Source organism: Methylobacterium hispanicum, from assembly GCF_022179285.1.
In the GTDB taxonomy this organism is placed as follows: domain Bacteria; phylum Pseudomonadota; class Alphaproteobacteria; order Rhizobiales; family Beijerinckiaceae; genus Methylobacterium; species Methylobacterium hispanicum.
In genome coordinates, this window is sequence record NZ_BPQO01000008.1 from 93,749 (window position 1) to 113,000 (window position 19,252).

Here is a 19,252-nt window from a genome sequence, read left to right on the forward strand (position 1 = left end):
CTCGCCGGAAGTCAACGGAGGTGCAGCCGAAGCAGGCGGAGCTGCGCCTCAGCGTAACGCGACCGCCCCGGCCGGGGCGCCGCCCTGTCCGTACTGGGCCCGGCGGCGCTCGATCGAGGAGGGAATCCGCAAGGATTCCCGGTATTTGGCGACCGTGCGGCGGGCGATGTCGACGCCCTCGCTCCTGAGCTTCTGCACCAGCGCGTCGTCGGAGAGCACGTCGTTCGGGGTCTCGCCATCGACGAGTTGCTTGATCCGGTGGCGCACCGCCTCCGAGGAGTGGGCGGCCGCGCCCGCCGCGCCCGGGATCGCCGCGGTGAAGAAGTACTTCATCTCAAGCGTGCCCCGGCTCGTGCCGATCGCCTTGTTGGAGGTGACGCGCGAGACGGTCGACTCGTGCATGCCGATCGCCTCGGCCACCGTCTTCAGGTTCAGCGGGCGCAGGTGGGAGACCCCGTGCAGGAAGAATCCGTCCTGCTGGCGCACGATCTCGGTGGCGACCTTCAGGATGGTGCGGGCGCGCTGCTCCAGGCTGCGGGTGAGCCAGTTCGCGGTCTGCAGGCAGTCGGAGAGGAAGGCCTTGTCGGTGTCGCTGGCAGCGCCCCGGGCGACGCGCGCGTAGTAGCTCTGGTTGACCAGCACCCGCGGCAGGGTCTCGCCGTTGAGTTCGACCAGCCAGGAGCCGTCGGGGGCCGCGCGCACGAACACGTCGGGGATCAGCACCTCGACGGCGCCGGCGCCGAAGGCCCGGCCGGGCTTCGGGTCGAGCCGGCGGATCTCGGAGAGCATCTCGACCAGATCCTCGTCGTCCACCCCGCAGAGGCGGCGCAAGGCGGCGAAGTCGCGCTTGGCCACGAGGTCGAGGCGCGAGACCAGCGCCTGCATGGCGGGGTCGAAGCGGTCCTGCTCGCGCAGCTGGATCGCGAGGCACTCGGCGAGGTCGCGTGCGCCCACGCCCGAGGGCTCGAAGCCCTGGATCAGCCGGAGGATCCCCGCCACCCGGTCGAGGTCGGCGCCCAGGCGCTCGGCCACGGTCTCGATCGATTCGCGCAGGTAGCCGGCATCGTCGATCGCGTCGATCAGGAAGCCGCCGATCAGGCGATCCACCGGATCGCGGGTCGCAAGTTCGAGCTGGCCGGAGAGGTGCTCGCGCAGCGAGGTCTCGGCGGTGAGGCTCGCCTCGAAGTCCGGCGCCTGCGCGTCGAAGCTGCCGCCGGTGCTGCCGTAGGGGGCGGGGGTGAGCGCCAGCATGTCCCCGGACTGACCCTCGGCCCGGGCCTCGGCCGGCGCGTCGTCCGGAAAGACGTTGTCGAGGCGGGTCTCGAAGCCGGCGTCGATCTCGCCGCGGGCCGGGTCGAGCTCCGGCGCCGACCACGAATCATCGGACCCTTCGAGATCGGCCCGCGGCTCGGCGTAGGGCTCGGCATTCTCGGCGCCCTCAGCCGGTCCGGTCTCGGCGCGCTCCAGCAGCGGGTTCCGCTCCAGCTCGGTCTCGACGTAGGCGGCGAGATCGAGCTGCGAGAGCTGGAGCAGCTTGATCGCCTGCAGAAGCTGTGGCGTCATCACCAGGGCCTGGCCCTGGCGCATCTCCAGCCGTTGCAGCAGACTCATGCCATGCCCTGCCTGTTCGAGAAGACAGCCCAGCCCCGGGCTCGCACCGTACCGGCACGTTTCTTGCTTGTTGCTTTTGTTAGGTCTAGCGCCTTCCGGCCCGCGCGTCAAAGCGCGGCGTCGGTTTTCCGCCGCGGAAGTGCTGGCCGCACATGGCCCGACCGTGCCGGTGCCGACCTGCGCCAGCGCCGCTTAAGGGAAGATGTGCGCGCGATCGGTCTCCGCGCGGAGATGCATCGTCTCCCGGGGAGCCTGTGACGGCACTCTCCCGGCCGGGTGGCTTCGTACCGGTTTCGGTTGAATGGTTCGGTCAGGCGCTCACCACCGCCATCCCGGGTTCCGCTGCGCGACCCCAGTATGACGGCTGACGGAGCGCACCGAAGGGATCGACCGGAGACGGTATCGAGGGCCGCGCCAGCCCGAGCCTACAGCCGGAAATCCTCGCCGAGGTAGAGGCGGCGCGCGTCGGGGTTCGCCACGATCTCTTCGGGCGTTCCCTCGGTGAGGATGCGGCCCGAATGCGCGATGTAGGCGCGGTCGATCAGCCCCAGCGTCTCGCGCACGTTGTGGTCGGTGATCAGCACGCCGAGGCCGCGCTGCTTGAGGTGTTTCACCAGATCTTGGATGTCGCCCACCGCGATCGGGTCGATGCCCGCGAACGGCTCGTCGAGCAGCATGAAGGTCGGCGAGGAGGCGAGCGCGCGGGCGATCTCGCAGCGACGGCGCTCGCCGCCCGACAGCGCGATCGAGGGCGACTTGCGCAGGCGCGCGATGTCGAACTCCTCCAGCAGGGATTCGAGCTTGCGCTCGCGCTCCTTCCGGTCGGGCTCGGCCACCTCGAGCACGGCCCGGATGTTGTCCTCGACCGAGAGGCCCCGGAAGATCGAGGCCTCCTGGGGCAGGTAACCGATGCCGAGGCGCGCGCGCTGGTACATCGGCAGTTGGGTTATCGGCAGGCCGTCGAGGGTGATGTGGCCGCGATCCGCCGTGACCAGCCCGGTGATCATGTAGAAGATCGTGGTCTTGCCGGCGCCGTTCGGTCCGAGCAGACCCACCGCCTCGCCGGTGCGCACGGTCAACCCGGCCTCGTGCACAACGGTGCGGGCGCCGTAGCTCTTGCGCAGGCCGCGCACGCTGAGGATGCCGGGGCCGCCCTCGACGGGCTCGGACGCGCCCTCGGCGGCGCGCGCGCGGCCGAACAGCCGCCCGAGCAGGGAGGGGCGCCGCGCCGCCGCGGCCGGCGGCGCACCCGATGGCGTGCCCGGCGCCGCGGCGCCGGCATCGAACGACACGGCCTCGCTCAATTGGCCTGGGCCCGCGCCCGGGTCGCGTCCGGCTCGCCCGGCTTCGGTGCGGGTTTGGCGACGGCCGGCTGGGCGCAGCCCTTGGAGCCGGCGCCCTTCGCCTCGGCCTTCTCGCCCGGTACGAACATGGCCGAGACGCGCCCGCCCGCGACCGGGTCCATGTTCGCCCGGCCGGTGTTCATGTCGTAGACGAGGCGCGAGCCGCGGGTGACGTTCTGGCACTGGCTCAGCACGACGTTGCCGGTGAGCACGATGCGCTTGGCCGCCTGATCGAACACGGCGCTGTCGCCGGTGGCGACCTGATCCTTCTGCACCACCGTCACGGGGCCGGCGCACTCGACCTTCTGGATGCCGTTCTCGGGCGTGGCGCGGGCCTCCTCGGCCGGCTTCTCGGCGGCCTTGTCCTTCTGGGCGTCCTTCTCCTTGCCGCGCTTGTAGTGCACGGTCATGGTCGAGCAGCGGATGGTGCTGTCGCCCTGCACCGCCACCACGTTGCCGGCGAAGACCGCCTTGTTCTCGCGGTCGAACACGTCGAGCCGGTCGGCGTCGATCTTGATCGGCTCCTTGCCGCTGCCGCCGAAGCCGCCGAGCGGGGACTCCTTCTGGGCCGCCGGAGCGGCCGGGGCCGTTGCGGCCGGGCCGGCGATCAGGATCGCGGCGAGGAGGACGAGGGGCACGGGTCTCATGCACGGTCTCACGGACGCTCTCATGGCCGGCCGTCCTGCGGCTCGGCCGCCGAGGTCAGGGTCCGCAGGGTCTCGCCATCGACCGTGGGGCCGACATCGCCGCCTGGCCGGGAGCGCGCCGGCCTGGCCGCCTTGTCCTCGCCGTGGAACACGGTTCGGACGTTGCCGATGAAGGAGATGACGCGGCCGTTCTCGACCACGTCGAGACTGTCGGCGGCCACGGAGCCGCTCGGCACCGTCACGGTGACGGGCTCCTTCGAGACGACGCTGCCCGCCTTGAAGTTCACGGAAGCCGAGATCAGGCGCGCCTCCTCGCCCTTGTCGGTCCAGATCCGGATGTCGCGGTTGAGGTCGAGCGATTCGCGCGCGGTGTCGAACAGGCCGGTCGCGGCCTCCAGCCGGGCGAGCCCGCCCCGGTCGTCGGTGGCGATGTGGCCCCGCATGGTCTCGAGCTCGATCAGGCTGGGCTTGCGCATGTCCTGGAGCGCGGCCGCCGCCGTGACCTCGTAGCCGCGGTCCCCCTTGCGGAAGCCCGAGAGGCGGGGATTGTCCATCCGCACCTTCGTGCCCGAGAGGGTGACCGGGCCGACGCTGACGCTCGGGATCGCGGCGCCGAAGGGGTTGAAGACCAGGGCGGCGACCGCGATGACCGCGCCCGCCGCGACCACCGGGATCACCCGCCGGAGCGTGCGGACCCGGGCGCTGTGCCGGTGGGCGCGGGCATGCGCGCGCGTGCGCCGGGCGTTGCCGCCGGCCCCGTTCGTCCCGATCGCGTCGACCACCTGCATGGACCTGTCCGTGCGGCGCGCCCCTGGGCGCGAATGCGTGGAAGGGCTGCCCCCGTGAGCCCGCCGCCGGATGCGCCCGGGCGATGGCGAAGTTATGGCTCAAGCGTTTCCGAAACTTCAACCATGGCGCGCGTTTGGCGGCCAGCGCGGCAGAGTGCGGAGTGGAGGCCCCGTACCGGGATGTGCGCCCCGGCACGCCGATCGGGCGGGTTCAGGCGTGCGCGAAGATGTCGGTCTCGGGCCAGCCGTCGAGGTCGAGCCGGGCGCGGGTCGGCAGGAAGGCGAAGCAGGCGGCGGCGAGATCGGTGCGGCCCTCGCGGGCAAGCATCTGGTCGAGGCGCGCGCGGGCGGCGTGGAGGTGCAGCACGTCGGAGGCCGCGTAGTCGAGCTGGGCCTGGCTCAGGGTCTCGGCGCCCCAGTCAGAGGATTGCTGCTGCTTCGAGAGATCGACGCCCACGAGTTCGCGCACCACGTCCTTCAGCCCGTGCCGGTCGGTGTAGGTGCGGGCGAGCTTCGAGGCGATCTTGGTGCAGTAGACCGGGGCCGGCATCACGCCGAGGCGACGATAGAGCACCGCCAGGTCGAAGCGGGCGAAGTGGAAGATCTTCAGGACTTGGCTGTCGGCCAGCACGCGCTTCAGGTTCGCCGGCTCCGGTCCGTCGAGCGGGATCTGCACGACGTCCGCCGAGCCGTCGCCGGTCGAGATCTGCACGACGCAGAGCCGGTCCCGATGCGGGTTGAGGCCGAGCGTCTCGGTATCGATGGCGATGGCCGCGCCCGGCGCGTAGCCCTCGGGCAGGTCGCCCCGGTGGAGGCGGACGGTGGGGCTCGGCATCGGCGCGGACTTTTCGGTAGAGGCTTGGGACAGCGAGGTTATTTTGCCGGTAGCACCCGCGATGCGGGCGGACAAGGGAGACGTCCCTGCGGCAGAAGACCGGATCCGATATTCGCCGCCACCGGTCTCCGCAGACCTCGACAGATGAAGCGCGACCTTTTCCCGGACGCCTGGAACGGAGTGGAAGGTGATCCGGGACCCAGCGACGGTGCAGGATCAGGACGCTTCGCGTCTCCCTATGCTGGGTCCCGGATCACCCTCCGCTGGCGCTCCGGGCGTCCGGGAGAGGGCGCGGTGCAGGTCGGGCACCGCGCTCTCGGGCTTCGCTCAGATCGCCGCGGCCGGGTCCGACTCCTCCCCGTCCTCCCGCGGGCGCTCGCGGCGGCGCTCCCGGCGCTCCAGCACGGCGCGGCCGAGCGCCCGCAGCGGGGCGGTCAGCCGGCGCACGTCCTCGGCCCGCTCCATGAAGCGCTCGCCGTTGCGGATCTCGCGGTCGAGCCGGGCCATGGTGCGGGCGAGCGCCGGGTCGTCGTCCTCCAGCCAGGTCTCGGTCACGCGCGCGAAGGCGATGACCACGCCCTGCAGCTTCACCCGGCCGAGCGGCCCCTCCGTGTCGATACCGGCCGCGGCCAGCATGTAGCGGTGCGAGTTGAGCATCACGCCGTTCAGCGCCAGCATGGTGAGCGGGTCGCCGCGCAGCGCGTAGGAGATCCGGCGCAGGGCCGGCTTGTAGGGCGTCATCGCGTCGAGGCGGCGCATCAGCACGTCGAACAGGCGCTCGCGCGTCGGCTCGTCGGCGAGGTCGGCGTTGTCCTCGGCCAGCACCTTGCGGTCGATGATGCGGGTGAGGCCGCCGAGCACCGCGCCCTTCGAGGGGTAGAGCTCGCGCAGCTCGGCGAGCGTCAGCCCCGCCTCGCGGGCGATGTCGCCGATCTCGATGTCGTTCCACGGCTGCTCGGCGGCGAGCCGCATCAGCGCCTCGACGGCTGCCTCGCGCGGCGGCAGCTTCGGGGCCTCGGGCGCAGCCTCCGCCCCGCCGCGGGGGCCGGCCTTCTGGGCCGTCTTGCGGCCCTTGGATCCCGTGGGGCCCGCGTTCGGGCTCTCGCCTGCGCTCTCGCTCATCGGGTGATCCGCTCCTCGTCTCGGTCTGTCCCCCGGATCTAGGTGGCGGGTGCCCGCATTGCGAGCGGAGGGCGGCGCTTCAGCGCGCCGCCTCGGCCGCCACGGTCTTCAGGATGGGGGCCGCCGGCACGCTGTGCTCCCAGAAGCGGCCGGTGCGGCCCTTCTCGTAGCCCGCGTTGTAGAGCGCGCGCATGTAGCCGGTGTCGAAGCCGCGCGCCGTCGAGGCGTTCGGCGCCGCCTCGTCGATGTAGGTGAGGTTGAAGCCGATCCGGTTCGCCTTGGCGAAGGCGTAGGTCGCCGTCAGCGTGGCGCGGCTGCGGGCGCGGCTCGCCGTGGTGAAGGAGCGCTCGACGATCGCGAGCGTGTTGTTCCGCGTCACGTCGAACTCGGGCTCGAGGCGCCCGTTGATCACCACGTAGATGTCGGCCTTGCCGGCGGTGCGCAGCCGCCCCTCCTGCACCAGCAGCGACTGGGGCAGGGTGAAGACCGGCGTGACCACCGAGCCGTCCACGTGCAGCTCCTGGAAGCCGGCGTTCCCCGCCTGCACGTCGATGAGCTGGGGCGGGAACACCGCCGGGATGCTGGCCGAGGCGGTCAGGACGTCGCGGAACAGATCGACGGCGTTCGGCGCACCGCTCGCGGCGATCGCGCCCATGTTCCAGATCACGGCGCGCTGCGAATCGAGGTTGGCCGTCACGACCAGCAGGCGCCGGCCCTTGGCATGCTCCTCGGCCACCGCCCGGAGCAGGTCCGCGTTGACGTAGCGGCCGATCAGGTTGCGCAGGCGCCCGTCGCCGAACAGGCCGGAGCCGAACAGCACGTTGGTGATGTTGGGCGACTGCACCAGGGTCTCGGCGACGCCGCTGGTGTAGAACTCGGTGAGGTAGGGGTCGTAGGCCGGACCCAGGAAGGCGAAGGGCGCGATCAGCGCGCCCGTGCTCACGCCCGAGACCATGTTGAACTCGGGGCGCGTGCCGGAGGCCGTCCAGCCGTTGAGCACACCCGCCCCGTAGGCGCCGTCGCCGCCGCCGCCCGAGAGGGCGAGGTAGCTGAAGCTGCGACTCTTCGCCTTCGGTGCGGCCAGCGCCGTGAAGGTCTCGACCGCCGCGTCCGAGTAGACCCGGGCGTCCGGTATGTTCGGCACGGTCGCGGCCGCTGACTGCGCGGCCGTGTAGGCGGTGCGCGGCAGCGAGGAGCAGGCCGCGAGCTGGCCCGCGAACCCGAGCGCGAGGAGGCCGCGGAAAAGTGTGGATCGACGCGTCATGACCCTTGTCCCGAGACTCGTTCTCGAACCCGTGCCAGCCCCTAACGAAGCTTGAGCGTTCAGGTTCGCGCGGTCAATGACACGCGTGGTTGGGCGCAGCATTCACGTCACACCTGTTGCAGCGCGACAGCGGTCGGACGAACGAGGTCCGGATGGTTAATTTCACGTGAAAACCGTGCGCCCTCCCGGAGCCTGTCTGACCGCCTCGCAGCGCCTAGCGATGCGCGAACCACCCCTTTCCCGGCCCTTCGGGCCTGCACGCCCGGAGCGCCAGCGGAGGGTGATCCGGGATCGAGCACAAGAAGGCGCGAAGCGTCATGATCCTGCGACGCGGCCGGAGATCGAGCCGCTTCGCGGCACCTCGCCTGCTGGATCCCGGATCACCTTCCACTGCGTTCCAGGCGTGCAGGCCCGAAGGGCCCGGAAAGGGGGCGGAGAATCCTCCGGAGCGGAGGTAAAACAGGCTCTCAGGCGCGCGTCGCCAGCGCCTTCAGGTCGAAGCCGGGATCGGCGGCCTGCTCCGGGGTGAGCGGCGTGCCCGCAGCGAGCAGGCGCCGGGCCAGCATGTGATCGCCCGCCCGGTTGACCGACTCGACCGCGGCGAGCCGCCCGCCTCGGAAGCGGAAGACCGAGAAGGCCGCCTCCGTGCCGCGTCGCACGCCCGCGTCACCGGGCGCGCCGAGACCCGCGATCTGGAGCTTGTGCGGCCCCTGGTCGCTCCAGAACCAGGGCACCGCGGCGTAGGGCGCTGGCCGCCCGGCGAGGCGTGCGGCGAGGCAGCGGCCCTGGTCGATCGCGTTCTGCACGGACTCGATCCGTACGGTGCCGTCAGCCGAGAGGCCGTGGGCGAAGCGGGTCGGGAAGCGGGCGCAGTCGCCGACGGCCGAGACCGCCGGGTCGTCGCTGGCGAGGCAAGCATCGACCCGGATCCCGTCGGCGACCGCGAGGCCCGCCCCGGCGGCGATCTCCTGGTTCGGCAGCACGCCGATGCCGACGAGCACGAGGTCGGCCGCGAGCGCGGTACCGTCCGCGAGCCTCACCCCGGAGACCCGGCCCTCCCGTCCCTCGACCGCGGCGATCCCGGCCCCGAAGCGGAACCGGACCCCGGCGACCTCGTGGGCACTTCGGAAGAAGGCGGCGGTCTCGGGCGAGACCGCGCGCGCCATCGGCCGCTCGGCCAGCTCGATCACCGTGACGGCGACGCCCCGCGCGGCCGCGACCGCGGCGAATTCGAGCCCGATGAAGCCCGCGCCCACCACGACGGCGGCGCGACAGGTCCCGAGGGCGGCCTTGAGCGCGTCCGCGTCCGCGAGGCCGCGGAGCTGGTGCACGCCCGCGAGGTCCGCGCCCGGCACGGGCAGCGGCCGGTTGCGTGCGCCGGTGGCGATGACGAGGTGGTCGTAGGGGATCCGGCCGCCCGTCGTCACCAGCCGTCGGCCGTCGCGGTCGATCGCCTCCGCGACCAGGCCCGGACGGAAGGCGATGCGATGCTCTTCGAGATAGGCGGCGGGGCGCAGCGCCAGAGCCTCCGCATCGGTCTTGCCGGCGAGATAGGCCTTCGACAGGGGCGGCCGCTGGTAGGGCAGGGCGGTCTCGTCGCCCACCAGGGTGAGCGCACCGGCAAAGCCCGCCTCCCGCAGGGAGGCGGCGGCCTGGAACCCGGCCTGGCCTCCGCCCAGGACGACGATGCCGGCCTCGCTCACCGGGCGGCTCCGGCCGTCATCGCCCGCACCGCGTCGAGCCGCGGCAGGCAGCGGGCGCCGTCCCGGTAGAGATAGTCCCAGAAGGCCGCCGCCGCCGGGCCCAGCACCTTGTCGGCGCGGCGCACCACGTACCAGTCGCGCCGGATCGGCAGGCCCTCGACGTCGAGCAGCACGAGGCGCCCGCTCTCGACCTCCGCCGCGACCGTGTGGGCGGAGAGCAGCGCGATGCCGAGGCCCGCCATCACCGCCTGCTTGATCGTCTCGTTCGAGCCGGTGTCGATGCCGAGCTTGGCCCGGCGGATGATGATGCCGCTGATGAACTCCTCGAACACCGTGCGGGTGCCCGAGCCGTCCTCGCGCACGAAGAAGGGCTGGTCGGCCAGCGCCTCGCGCGGGATGTTGCGGCGGCCCGCCAGCGGGTTGTTCGGCGCGGCGATCAGCACCAGCGGGTGCGGCCCGAGCTTCTCGGCCTCGATCGCGAAGTCGCGCGGCGGACGGCCCATGATGGCGAAATCGATCTCGTAGTTGCGCAGCGCCTCGACCGTCTCGCCGCGATTGCCGACCGAGAGGTTGATCTCGACGCCCGGATGGGTCTCGACGAAGCCCGCGATCGCCCGCGGGGTGAAGTACTTGGCGGTCGAGACCACGCCCATCGCCACGCGGCCCCCGGCGCCGCCCTTCAGGGTGCGCAGGCGGTCGGCGCAGCTCTCCAGCACCGTGTTGATGCTGTCGATCGCCCAGAGCATTTCGCGGCCCGCATCGGTCGGCTTCAGCCCGTTCGGCGTCCGGTCGAACAGGAGAAGGCCAGCCTCCTCCTCGAGCTGGCGGATGCGGGCGTAGAGGGCCGCCGAGGTGACGTTGAGTTCCTGGGCGGCGCGCGTCATCGTGCCGAGCTTGGCGACGGCGGCGACGGCCTGGAGCTGTTTCAAGGACAGGTTGCGCATCAATTGCTGTTCTAGTTTTTTTGTAGGCGGCCGCAAGATATTTTAGAATTCTTGAGCACCCGCGCCACGCCTCTGGCGATCCGGACCGGGCGCGCGGTATCATCCGGGCGCGGCTCCGGTTAGAGGCTTCGCCTCATGCCGGGTCTTCCCGGCCCGGATACACGGACATGCGAGGGCTAAGAGCGATGGCGGACGGGTCTCTTGAGGTCGGAGCGCATCTCGACGCGTGTCTCGCGCGGGCGGTCTCGCACAACCCTGCGCTGAAGGACACGGCCGCGGTCGTCTCGGCCATCGCGGGCGCCGCCATCACGATCAGCGAGGTGATCGGCCGCGGCGCGCTCGGCGGCGACCTCGCGGCGGCGGGCTCGCAGAACAGCGACGGCGACGTGCAGAAGGCGCTCGACGTGATCGCGCACCAGCGCGTGACCGAGGCGCTGCAGGCCGCGCCCGTGGCCGAGGTCGCCTCCGAGGAGGCCGACGAGGTGATGCGCCTCAATCCCGGCGCGCCGCTGGCGGTGGCGATCGACCCGCTCGACGGCTCGTCGAACATCGGTGTCAACATGGCGGTCGGCACCATCTTCGGCATCCGCCCGGCGGTGCAGGACGAGGCCAACCCGATCGCCTCGTTCACCACGCCCGGCACGGCCCAGCTCGCGGCCGGCTTCGTCACCTACGGCCCGGCGACCGCGCTCGTCCTGACGCTGGGCGAGGGCACGCAGGTCTACGTGCTCGACCGGGCCGAGCGCGCCTTCCGGCTGACGCATCCAGGCCTCGACGTGCCCACGACGGCGAAGGAGTACGCGATCAACGCCTCGAACGCCCGGCACTGGGAAGGGCCGATCAAGGCCTTCATCGAGGATTGCCTGCGCGGCGCCGAGGGCCCGCGCGACAAGGACTACAACATGCGCTGGCTGGGCTCGCTGGTCGCGGACGCACAGCGCGTGCTGATGCGCGGCGGCGTGTTCCTGTACCCGGGCGACCAGCGCAAGGGCTACGCGCAGGGGCGGCTGCGCCTGCTCTACGAGGCCGCGCCCATCGCCATGCTGATGGAGCAGGCGGGCGCGGGCGCGACGGACGGCGAGCGCCGCATCCTCGACATCGCGGCCACCGGCATCCACGAGCGCGTGCCGCTGGTCTTCGGCTCGACCGAGGAGGTGGCCTGCGTCGCCAAGTACTTCGACGGCCGCAACCACGCCGCCGGGCGCTCGCCCCTCTTCGGCCAGCGCGGCCTGATGCGCAGCTGACGCCCCACGCTCGCACGCGATGTCGGCACGCCACCCCATCATCTCGGTGACCGGCTCCTCGGGGGCCGGCACCACCTCGGTCCGCAACACCTTCGAGCAGATCTTCCGCCGCGAGGACGTCAGCGCGGTCTACATCGAGGGCGACGGCTTCCACGCCTTCGACCGCGAGACCATGCGGGCGATGATGGCGCGCGAGCCGACGCTCAGCCACTTCGCGCCGCGCGCCAACCTGCTGCCGGAACTCGAGGCGGTGTTCCGCAGCTACGGCGAGTCCGGCCGCGGCCGCACCCGGCACTACGTGCACGACGCCGCCGACGCCGCCCGCTACGGGGTGCCCGAGGGCACGTTCTCGCCCTGGGAGGATTTTGCCGCGGGCTCGGACCTCCTGTTCTACGAGGGGCTGCACGGCTGCGTGGTCGATTCCAGCGTGGACATCGCCCGCTACCCGGACCTCAAGATCGGCGTCGTGCCGGTGATCAACCTCGAATGGATCCAGAAGCTGCACCGGGACCGCTCGTTCCGCGGCTACTCGACCGAGGCCGTCACCGACGTGATCCTGCGGCGGATGCCCGACTACGTGCAGACGATCTGCCCGCAATTCTCGTGGACCGACATCAACTTCCAGCGGGTGCCGACGGTCGATACCTCGAACCCCTTCATCGCCCGCTGGATCCCGACGGCCGACGAGTCGATGGTGGTGATCCGCTTCAAGGACCCCAAGGGGATCGACTTCTCGTACCTCGTCTCGATGATCCACGACAGCTTCATGAGCCGGGCGAACTCCATCGTGATCCCGGGGGGCAAGCTCGACCTCGCCATGCAGCTCATCCTGACACCGATCATCATGCAGCTCGTCGAGCGCCGGCGCCGGCTGGCCTGATTCGAACCTTGCCCCCGGGCACCGAACCGCGCGCGGGCCGATGCCGGCGCCCCGGCGGAGCCCTATCTGACACGCCCCGAAAGGCCTCTCCCATGACCACCCGCCCGCCCCTGATCGCCCCCTCGATCCTCTCGGCCGACTTCGCGCGGCTCGGCGAGGAGACGCGGGCGGTGGCCGAGGCCGGGGGCGACTGGATCCACCTCGACGTGATGGACGGGCATTTCGTGCCCAACATCACCTTCGGGCCCCCCGTGGTGAAGGCCCTGCGGCCCCACACGGACAAGTTCTTCGACGTGCACCTGATGATCGCGCCGGCCGACCCCTACCTCGCGGCCTTCGCGGAGGCGGGCTCGGACGGGATCACGGTCCATGTCGAGGCGGGCCCCCACATCCACCGCTCGCTCCAGACCATCCGGGCGCTCGGCAAGCGCGCGGGCGTGGCGCTCAACCCCGGCACGCCGGCCGCGATGGTCGAGCCTCTGCTCGACATGGTCGATCTCGTGCTGGTGATGACGGTCAACCCGGGCTTCGGCGGCCAGAGCTTCCTGGGAAGCGCGCTCGAGACCGTGTCGCGGGTGCGCGCCATGAGTGCGGGCCGCGACATCCGCATCCAGGTCGATGGCGGCATCGACGCCAGGACCGTCGAGGCGGCGGCGCGGGCGGGGGCCGACGTGTTCGTGGCCGGCAACGCCGTGTTCAAGGACGGCCCCGCCGCCTACGCGGAGCGGATCGCCGCGATCCGGGCGGGCGCCGAGGCGGCCGGCGGCGGCCCGCTCGCATGCTGAGGGCGCTGATCTTCGACGTCGACGGCACGCTGGCCGAGACCGAGGACCTGCACCGGCAGGCCTTCAACCGCGCCTTCGCGGCGCTCGGCCTGCCCTGGGCGTGGTCGCCCGCGACCTACCGCGACCTGCTCGCGGTGATGGGCGGCAAGGAGCGGCTCGCCCACTTCATCGACACCGAGCACGCGGACGAGGCCGCCGCGCTCCACGCCCGCGCGCCCGAGATCCACGGGCTCAAGACCCGGCTCTACGGCGAGCTGGTGGCGGCCGGCGGCCTGGGTCTCCGGCCCGGCATCCGCCGGCTGATCGCGGAGGCGCGGGAGGCGGGCCTGCGGGTCGCCGTGGCGACCACGACGAGCCGGCCGAACGTCGATCGCCTGGTCGCGGTGAACTTCCCCGGCGGCGAGCAGCCCTTCGACGCCATCGCGGCGGGCGACGAGGCGGCCCGCAAGAAGCCCGCGCCCGACATATTCGCCCTGGCCCTGGAGCGCCTGGGCGTGGCGCCCGCCGAGGCGGTCGCCTTCGAGGATTCGGCGGCCGGCATCCGCTCGGCGCTGGATGCCGGCCTGCCGGTGCTGGCGACGCGCAGCCAGTACACCGAGGGGCACCCCCTCGACGGCGCCTTCTCGGCGGTCTCCGACCTCGGCGAACCGGACCGGCCGCACCGGCACCTCGCGGGCGTTGCCTGGCCGGGCGGCGTGGTGACGCTCGCCGCCCTGCAGGACTGGCACGCGGGGCGGGACTGATCGGGCGCGGGGATCAGAGCCGCGGTTCGGCCGCCGCCCGCAGGGTGCCCCGCGGCAGCGGCTCGGCCACCATCTTCACCGGCTTGCCGCGGCCGATCAGGATCGCGGCGCGGGACTGCTCGGGATCGTCCTCGAAGCGGGTCCGCAGCCACGCCACTAGGAACTTCGCGTACTCGGCCGCGAGCAGCCGCGCGGTGCCCGCGCATTGCCACCAGCGCCCGGCATCGAACCCGTCCGCCACGACGGGGTGCGGGATGACGTGGTCGGCGCCCTCCAGCACGTGGTCGAGCTCGATCAGGGTCCGCGGCATGTGGTAGTTCGAGGTCACCACCGCGACCGTGCTGAAGCGGTGCCGGCGCATCCAGCGGCGCGTCTCGATGGCGTTGCCGATGGTGTTGCGCGCCCGGTAGTCGAGATCGACGCAGCAGGCGATCAGGTCGCGCTGGCTCGGGTTGAGCCGGGCGATCTCGTCGCGGCTGGTGCGCTCGTTGACGCCCGTGATCAGCAGCCGCCGCCCGTAGCCGCTGGCCAGGAGGTCGATCGCGTCGCCGATGCGCTGGGCGCCGCCGGTCAGCACCACGATCCCGTCGGCCCGGTCGGGCGGCACGCGCTCCATCCGGGCGAGCCCGTCCACGAAGCCGAGGAAGCCGAGGCCGAGCGCGACGCCGCCGAGGGCTGACCCGCCCAGCAGGCCGAGACCGAGGCGATGCAGGCGGGTCGTCCGGCGCGGGGCGACGACCGGCTCGCCCGTGCGCGCCGCGTCCCAGCGCCAGCCGAAGGGCTCGCCCGCGTTCGGTTCGGAAGCGCACGGCATACGCGTGGACATTCTCCGGCAGGATAACCCCGATTGCGGCGAGGCGGAGGCGCGGGGACGCGGGCGGGATGCCCTGGGGGCATTGCGCGCCCCAGTGGTTGACGAATGGTTAACGCGCGGGTTCCGGGCCTCATCCCGCGGGACGGGGCGGGTGGGCCACCTGCAAGGCGCCTCAGGCGAGGAAGCGCCGCACCGTCAGCCGCGAGACCACGCCCGTCACCAGCGAGGCGATGATGCCGATGGCGAGCACGCTGGCATAGCCGCGCCAGCCGATGTGGAAGGCGCCGAACAGGGCCTCGATCTCCTCGCCGGCCGGTCCCGAGCGCCAGGCGCGGGCCAGCAGCCCGGCGAGCCAGAAGGCCAGCAGCGCGAGGCCCGCCCCGATCGCGCCGCCGCGCAGGCCCAGCCCGAAGAAGCGCCGCTGGAAGGCCCGGGCGATGAAGTCGTCGTCGGCGCCCACGAAGTGGAGCACCTCCACCACCTCGCGGTTGCCCGCCATGGCGCCCCGGGTCGCGAAGGCGACCGCGAGGCCCGTGGCGACCAGCACCAGGGCGACGATGCCGACGCCCGCGCCCACGAAGGTGTTGGCCATGGTGGAGAGCCGCTGCAGCCAGAGCACGTGGTCGTCGAGGCTGGCGACGCCGGGAAGCGCCTCGCCGAGGCCCGCCCGCAGGTGCTTCAGGTCGGGCGCGGGGGTGCCGAGCGTCAGGGTGATGAGGCGCGGCACCGGCAGGTCGCCGAGGTCGAGCCCGCTGCCGAGCCAGGGCTCGAGCAGGCGCTCGGCCTCCTGCTTCGAGAAGACGCGCGTCGCCGCGATGCCGGGCTCGGCCTTGGCGAGGTTCTCGGCCCGCGCGAGGTCGGCCTCGACGTCGCGGCCGGGCGCCGGGCGGACCTGGATCGTCACCTCCTGGGCGACGCTGCCCTGCCACTGGGCCGCGCTCGCCGAGACCATCTCGGCGGCGCCCGCGCAGAGCGCGGCCAGGAAGGTCAGGATGGCGATGACGGCCGCGAGCGAGCGGCTCGCCGCCGTGTCGGTCGGCACCAGGGGCGCGTTGCGCCGGAGGGTCGCCGGCAGCGCCTCGGCGGCCTCCGGTGCAGCCTGGGCGGGCGCCCGCGGGGGCTTGCGCTCCGGGGCGGGGGCCGAGGGCCGGCCGGCCGGTTTGCCGGGGGTGTGGCCGGAATTGTTGCCGGGAGGGGTGCGGTCCACGCTCATTCCTCGATCCGCAGGCGGCCCTCGCCCAGCACCATGCGGCGCGCCGACACGGTGTCCATGATGCCGTAATCGTGGGTCGCGATGATCACCGAGGTGCCGAGCTTGTTCAATTCGAGGAACAGGCGCAGCAGCCGCCGCCCGAGGCCCGGATCGACGTTGCCGGTCGGCTCGTCGGCGAGCAGCAGGTCGGGCCGGCCGATCAGGGCGCGGGCGATGGCCGCGCGCTGCTTCTCGCCGCCCGACAGGAGCGGGGGCAGGGCGTGCATGCGCTCGCCCAGGCCGACCCAGCGCAGGAGCTCGACCACCTCGGCCCGGTAGCTCGTCTCCGCCCGGCCCTGCACGCGGAGCGGCAGCGCCACGTTCTCGTAGGTGGTGAGGTGGTCGAGCAGCCGGAAATCCTGGAACACCACGCCCATGCGGCGGCGCAAGGCCGTGAGCGCGCCGCTGGAGATGCCGCTGACCTCCTCGCCGAAGACCGAGACCAGCCCGCGCGTCGGCCGCACCGAGAGGAGGATCAGCCGCAGCAGCGTGGTCTTGCCCGCCCCCGAGGGCCCGGTGAGGAACTGGAACGAGTGCGGGGCGATCTTGAAGCTCACGTCGGAGAGCACCTCCGGCCCCAGGCCGTAGCGCATGCCGACATTCTCGAACTGGACCACCGGCGCCTCGGCGCCGGAGAGCAGGCTTGCGGTCTTCAAAGCTGCGCAACCTCGCGGGACGCCGGTTTCGGGAGTTCCGGACCGGGATGGAATCCCGGAGCGGCGTTTTCAAGCCCGCGGCGCTTCACCGGAGCTTAACCGCGTTCGCTGACACTGGGTTAAGCGTTTCGTGCCGCGTTCCGGCACGGCGCCCGAGTGCCCGCGTGAGGACCGCCATGCTGATCACCCTCCGATGCTGATCACCTGTCCCACCTGCGCCAGCAGCTACCGGGTCGAGACCGGCCGGGTCGGCATGGAGGGGCGCTCGGTCCGCTGCGCCGCCTGCCGCGAGACCTGGTTCATCACGCCCGCCGAGGTGCTGGCCGCGCACGCCGAGGAACTGGCGGAGGCGGAGGCCGACGCGCCCACGGCGGCGGACTGGCAGGAGGCCTCCGCGGCGGTGCGCGAGGCGGTCGGCGCGGACGTCGTCGAGAACGTGCCGCCCGCACCCGCCGCGAAGGCCCGGCGCGGAGGGGCGAAGCCGCGCCGGACGGCGCGGCGCGGGCTGCCGCGCCTCTCCCCCGCGCTCGCCGCCGGGCTGGTGCTCGCCGCCGTGCTGCCGCTCGCCTGCCTCGCCCGCACGGCGGTGGTGCAGGCGGTGCCGCAGAGCGCCGCGCTCTATGCGGGGATCGGCCTGCCGGTGAACCTGCGCGGGCTGGAGATCCGCGACGTGGTGGCCTTCCGCAACCCCGCGGAGGCGGGCCGGCCGGCCGAGCTGGTGCTGGAGGGCGACCTCGTCGGGCTCGCCCGCGGGACGGTGCCGGTGCCGCCGCTCACGGTCGAGGTGCTGGACGCGGGCGGCCTGACCCTGCGCAGCTTCGCCGTCGCCCCGCCCCGCGCCGCGCTCGGGCAGGGCGAGCGCGCCCGCTTCCACGCGAACCTCACCGATCCGCCCGCGCAGGGACGCGGGCTGCAGATCCGGTTCGCGGCCGGGCCGGCCGCACGGGCGTCGGCATCCGCGATGGGGAAATCCGCCCAACCGTGAGGCGGAGCACCGCTTTTCGCGGGCGCACCCGTGGAAGCGTCCGCGAAAAGATGGTCTAACGGGCGCATGACCGAAGCCTCACGACGCGTGCGCGTCCTGTTCGACGAAGCCGCCATCGCCCGGCGCAACGCGGAGATCGCCGAGGCGATCGTGGCCGCCAAGCCCGAGAACCTGCTGGTGGTCGCGGTGCTCAAGGGCAGCTTCATGTTCGCGGCCGACCTCCTGCGGGCGCTGCACCATGTCGGGCTCGCCCCCCATGTCGAGTTCGTCCACCTGTCGAGCTACCGCACCGGCACGGTCTCGTCGGGCCAGGTCGAGATCCTGCGCGACGTGCAGAGCGAGGTGCGGGGCCGCGACGTGCTCCTCGTCGACGACATCCTGGAATCGGGCCGCACCCTGGTCTTCGCCAAGGACCTGCTCATGGCGCGCGGCGCGCGCCGCGTGCTGACCGCGGTGCTCCTGGAGAAGCCCGGCAAGCGGGCGGTGACGATGGACGCGGACTTCGTCGGCTTCACCTGCCCGGACGTGTTCGTGGTGGGCTACGGCATGGACGCCGCCCACGCCTTCCGGCAGCTGCCCTTCGTCGGGCTGGTGGATTTCGACAGCACCGATCCCGACCTGTTCGACGGCGGCTGAGCGTGGGCGCACCCGGATGGAACCGCGGCACAAGCGCGGCATTCTCAGCTACGGACCGGATCTTGCAGGCCACCCGCCCACCGCGCTCGCGCGCGGCGTATCCCTCGGTGACTCCGTGCCGTCGCCGGACGGGCGGCCCTCGCGACAGGACGGCAGCGAACTGACATGGCGCGCATCCTGCTCGTGGATGACGAAGAGACGGTCCGGGGCTTCCTGAAGCGGGGCCTGGAGATCGACGGCCACACCGTCGTCACGGCGATCGACGGCAGCGACGGGCTCGACCGGCTGAACGAGGCCGACGGCGCCTTCGACCTCCTGCTCACCGACATCCGCATGCCGCTGATGGACGGCATCGCCCTGGCGCTCGCGGCCAAGCGCGACTTTCCCGACCTGACCATCCTGCTGATGACGGGCTTCGCCGACCAGCGCGAGCGCGCCCGCGGCCTCGACGCCATCGTCACGGACGTGCTGACGAAGCCCTTCTCGCTGGCCGATCTGCGCACCACCGTGAACCGGGCGCTCTCCGCCTGAGGCGGCGCGCGTCGCGGGCTGCGCCTTAACGGCCGCTTAAGCACCGCGGTTAGGCCGATTTTCATATTGGGCGACCTAGGGTAGTTTTCGGCGGACGGGATCCGCCGATCTGCGACGGCTCGCACGACCATGACGCCCCACGCGCACCCCGAGTTCGGCCGTCGTCCTCATCGGCAGGACGACGCGGATTGGTACGACGACGGGTACGACGAGCCCCCGCGCCGCGGCGTCCTCTCGCGCCTGTTCGGGCTGCTGAAGCTCGCCGTCTTCCTGACGCCGCTCGGGATCTTTCTCTACGGCTACGCCCTCGCCGATTGCCGCTCGGGAGGCGGGACCGGGCTCGGCCAGATCGTCCACGCCGGCGTCTGCGCGCGTGGCCAGATCGTCGAGAGCGCCGTCTCGCTCGGTGACGGCCTCAGGCTGATCCGCCGCGTCATCGACTGAACGCCAGCATCGCATCGGGGGGATC

General features: G+C 72.3%; 20 protein-coding genes. 8 read left to right on the forward strand and 12 right to left on the reverse strand.

All coding sequences use genetic code 11. From position 1 onward, the window contains the following. Window positions 1-48: 48 nt before the first annotated feature. From rpoN to MFF56_RS11500, 9 genes are all read right to left on the reverse strand, one after another. Window positions 49-1,611, reverse strand: coding sequence for an RNA polymerase factor sigma-54 (rpoN, locus tag MFF56_RS11460; protein WP_082772927.1), 1,563 nt, complete (start codon window positions 1,609-1,611; stop codon window positions 49-51). A gap of 425 nt (window positions 1,612-2,036) precedes the next feature. Next, complete coding sequence (lptB, locus tag MFF56_RS11465) at window positions 2,037-2,903, reverse strand: LPS export ABC transporter ATP-binding protein (RefSeq protein ID WP_066920055.1); 867 nt, start codon at window positions 2,901-2,903, stop codon at window positions 2,037-2,039. Window positions 2,904-2,911: 8 nt separating this feature from the next. Further along, window positions 2,912-3,601, reverse strand: a complete 690-nt coding sequence (locus tag MFF56_RS11470) for an LptA/OstA family protein (RefSeq protein ID WP_238230034.1) — start codon at window positions 3,599-3,601, stop codon at window positions 2,912-2,914. Window positions 3,602-3,621: 20 nt separating this feature from the next. Next, window positions 3,622-4,389 carry an LPS export ABC transporter periplasmic protein LptC gene (gene lptC, locus MFF56_RS11475; RefSeq protein ID WP_066920045.1) on the reverse strand — a complete coding sequence of 256 codons (768 nt, stop codon included), beginning with the start codon at window positions 4,387-4,389 and terminating at the stop codon, window positions 3,622-3,624. A 211-nt stretch (window positions 4,390-4,600) separates the two neighbouring features. Continuing rightward, window positions 4,601-5,224 carry a ribonuclease D gene (locus tag MFF56_RS11480; protein ID WP_066920046.1) on the reverse strand — a complete coding sequence of 208 codons (624 nt, stop codon included), beginning with the start codon at window positions 5,222-5,224 and terminating at the stop codon, window positions 4,601-4,603. 327 nt (window positions 5,225-5,551) lie between these two features. After that, window positions 5,552-6,346: a TetR family transcriptional regulator gene (locus MFF56_RS11485; protein ID WP_066920047.1), complete on the reverse strand. Its 795-nt coding sequence runs from the start codon at window positions 6,344-6,346 to the stop codon at window positions 5,552-5,554. 79 nt (window positions 6,347-6,425) lie between these two features. Further along, window positions 6,426-7,610: a patatin-like phospholipase family protein gene (locus tag MFF56_RS11490; protein ID WP_066920049.1), complete on the reverse strand. Its 1,185-nt coding sequence runs from the start codon at window positions 7,608-7,610 to the stop codon at window positions 6,426-6,428. Window positions 7,611-8,077: 467 nt separating this feature from the next. Continuing rightward, a complete protein-coding gene (locus MFF56_RS11495; protein ID WP_238230035.1) occupies window positions 8,078-9,313 on the reverse strand; it encodes an NAD(P)/FAD-dependent oxidoreductase in 1,236 nt (411 codons plus the stop codon). Continuing rightward, window positions 9,310-10,257: a LysR family transcriptional regulator gene (locus tag MFF56_RS11500; protein WP_066920800.1), complete on the reverse strand. Its 948-nt coding sequence runs from the start codon at window positions 10,255-10,257 to the stop codon at window positions 9,310-9,312. Before MFF56_RS11500 ends, MFF56_RS11495 begins: the two co-directional genes overlap by 4 nt. A gap of 185 nt (window positions 10,258-10,442) precedes the next feature. On the opposite strand from MFF56_RS11500, the gene MFF56_RS11505 reads away from it, so the two are divergent. The 4 genes from MFF56_RS11505 to MFF56_RS11520 all read left to right on the forward strand — a co-directional run bounded on the left by MFF56_RS11505 (window position 10,443) and on the right by MFF56_RS11520 (window position 13,909). After that, window positions 10,443-11,501, forward strand: a complete 1,059-nt coding sequence (locus MFF56_RS11505) for a class 1 fructose-bisphosphatase (RefSeq protein ID WP_066920797.1) — start codon at window positions 10,443-10,445, stop codon at window positions 11,499-11,501. A 19-nt stretch (window positions 11,502-11,520) separates the two neighbouring features. Then, window positions 11,521-12,381: a phosphoribulokinase gene (locus tag MFF56_RS11510; RefSeq protein WP_066920796.1), complete on the forward strand. Its 861-nt coding sequence runs from the start codon at window positions 11,521-11,523 to the stop codon at window positions 12,379-12,381. Between the two features lie 92 nt (window positions 12,382-12,473). After that, complete coding sequence (gene rpe, locus MFF56_RS11515) at window positions 12,474-13,166, forward strand: ribulose-phosphate 3-epimerase (protein WP_066918119.1); 693 nt, start codon at window positions 12,474-12,476, stop codon at window positions 13,164-13,166. Beyond that, window positions 13,160-13,909, forward strand: coding sequence for an HAD-IA family hydrolase (locus MFF56_RS11520; protein ID WP_238230036.1), 750 nt, complete (start codon window positions 13,160-13,162; stop codon window positions 13,907-13,909). Before rpe ends, MFF56_RS11520 begins: the two co-directional genes overlap by 7 nt. Window positions 13,910-13,922: 13 nt before the next feature. On the opposite strand, the gene MFF56_RS11525 is transcribed toward MFF56_RS11520, so the two are convergent. From MFF56_RS11525 to ftsE, 3 genes are all read right to left on the reverse strand, one after another. Beyond that, window positions 13,923-14,723, reverse strand: coding sequence for a YdcF family protein (locus MFF56_RS11525; protein ID WP_238230037.1), 801 nt, complete (start codon window positions 14,721-14,723; stop codon window positions 13,923-13,925). 172 nt (window positions 14,724-14,895) lie between these two features. Next, the gene (locus tag MFF56_RS11530; protein ID WP_238230038.1) at window positions 14,896-15,936 is read right to left on the reverse strand and encodes a cell division protein FtsX; all 1,041 of its coding nucleotides are present in this window, start codon (window positions 15,934-15,936) and stop codon (window positions 14,896-14,898) included. Continuing rightward, window positions 15,933-16,631: a cell division ATP-binding protein FtsE gene (gene ftsE / locus MFF56_RS11535; RefSeq protein WP_066918310.1), complete on the reverse strand. Its 699-nt coding sequence runs from the start codon at window positions 16,629-16,631 to the stop codon at window positions 15,933-15,935. Before ftsE ends, MFF56_RS11530 begins: the two co-directional genes overlap by 4 nt. A gap of 193 nt (window positions 16,632-16,824) precedes the next feature. Between ftsE and MFF56_RS11540 the strand changes: the two genes are divergently transcribed. From MFF56_RS11540 to MFF56_RS11555, 4 genes are all read left to right on the forward strand, one after another. Next, window positions 16,825-17,616: an MJ0042-type zinc finger domain-containing protein gene (locus tag MFF56_RS11540; RefSeq protein WP_238230039.1), complete on the forward strand. Its 792-nt coding sequence runs from the start codon at window positions 16,825-16,827 to the stop codon at window positions 17,614-17,616. A 66-nt stretch (window positions 17,617-17,682) separates the two neighbouring features. Then, window positions 17,683-18,252: a hypoxanthine phosphoribosyltransferase gene (gene hpt, locus MFF56_RS11545; protein ID WP_066919210.1), complete on the forward strand. Its 570-nt coding sequence runs from the start codon at window positions 17,683-17,685 to the stop codon at window positions 18,250-18,252. A gap of 165 nt (window positions 18,253-18,417) precedes the next feature. Continuing rightward, complete coding sequence (locus MFF56_RS11550) at window positions 18,418-18,783, forward strand: response regulator (protein ID WP_066919208.1); 366 nt, start codon at window positions 18,418-18,420, stop codon at window positions 18,781-18,783. 129 nt (window positions 18,784-18,912) lie between these two features. Then, entirely contained in the window at window positions 18,913-19,227 is a 315-nt protein-coding gene (locus MFF56_RS11555; protein ID WP_066919206.1) for a hypothetical protein, read from the forward strand. Window positions 19,228-19,252 lie beyond the last annotated feature (25 nt).

Coding starts and splice junctions, on each gene's coding strand:
- rpoN (WP_082772927.1), bottom strand. CDS start 1,611: ATGAGTCTGCTGCAACGGCTGGAGATGCGCCAGGGCCAGGCCCTGGTG.
- MFF56_RS11470 (WP_238230034.1), bottom strand. CDS start 3,601: ATGAGACCCGTGCCCCTCGTCCTCCTCGCCGCGATCCTGATCGCCGGC.
- lptC (WP_066920045.1), bottom strand. CDS start 4,389: ATGCAGGTGGTCGACGCGATCGGGACGAACGGGGCCGGCGGCAACGCC.
- MFF56_RS11480 (WP_066920046.1), bottom strand. CDS start 5,224: ATGCCGAGCCCCACCGTCCGCCTCCACCGGGGCGACCTGCCCGAGGGC.
- MFF56_RS11485 (WP_066920047.1), bottom strand. CDS start 6,346: ATGAGCGAGAGCGCAGGCGAGAGCCCGAACGCGGGCCCCACGGGATCC.
- MFF56_RS11490 (WP_066920049.1), bottom strand. CDS start 7,610: ATGACGCGTCGATCCACACTTTTCCGCGGCCTCCTCGCGCTCGGGTTC.
- MFF56_RS11500 (WP_066920800.1), bottom strand. CDS start 10,257: ATGCGCAACCTGTCCTTGAAACAGCTCCAGGCCGTCGCCGCCGTCGCC.
- MFF56_RS11505 (WP_066920797.1), top strand. CDS start 10,443: ATGGCGGACGGGTCTCTTGAGGTCGGAGCGCATCTCGACGCGTGTCTC.
- MFF56_RS11510 (WP_066920796.1), top strand. CDS start 11,521: ATGTCGGCACGCCACCCCATCATCTCGGTGACCGGCTCCTCGGGGGCC.
- rpe (WP_066918119.1), top strand. CDS start 12,474: ATGACCACCCGCCCGCCCCTGATCGCCCCCTCGATCCTCTCGGCCGAC.
- MFF56_RS11520 (WP_238230036.1), top strand. CDS start 13,160: ATGCTGAGGGCGCTGATCTTCGACGTCGACGGCACGCTGGCCGAGACC.
- MFF56_RS11525 (WP_238230037.1), bottom strand. CDS start 14,723: ATGCCGTGCGCTTCCGAACCGAACGCGGGCGAGCCCTTCGGCTGGCGC.
- MFF56_RS11530 (WP_238230038.1), bottom strand. CDS start 15,936: ATGAGCGTGGACCGCACCCCTCCCGGCAACAATTCCGGCCACACCCCC.
- MFF56_RS11540 (WP_238230039.1), top strand. CDS start 16,825: ATGCTGATCACCTGTCCCACCTGCGCCAGCAGCTACCGGGTCGAGACC.
- hpt (WP_066919210.1), top strand. CDS start 17,683: ATGACCGAAGCCTCACGACGCGTGCGCGTCCTGTTCGACGAAGCCGCC.
- MFF56_RS11550 (WP_066919208.1), top strand. CDS start 18,418: ATGGCGCGCATCCTGCTCGTGGATGACGAAGAGACGGTCCGGGGCTTC.
- MFF56_RS11555 (WP_066919206.1), top strand. CDS start 18,913: ATGACGCCCCACGCGCACCCCGAGTTCGGCCGTCGTCCTCATCGGCAG.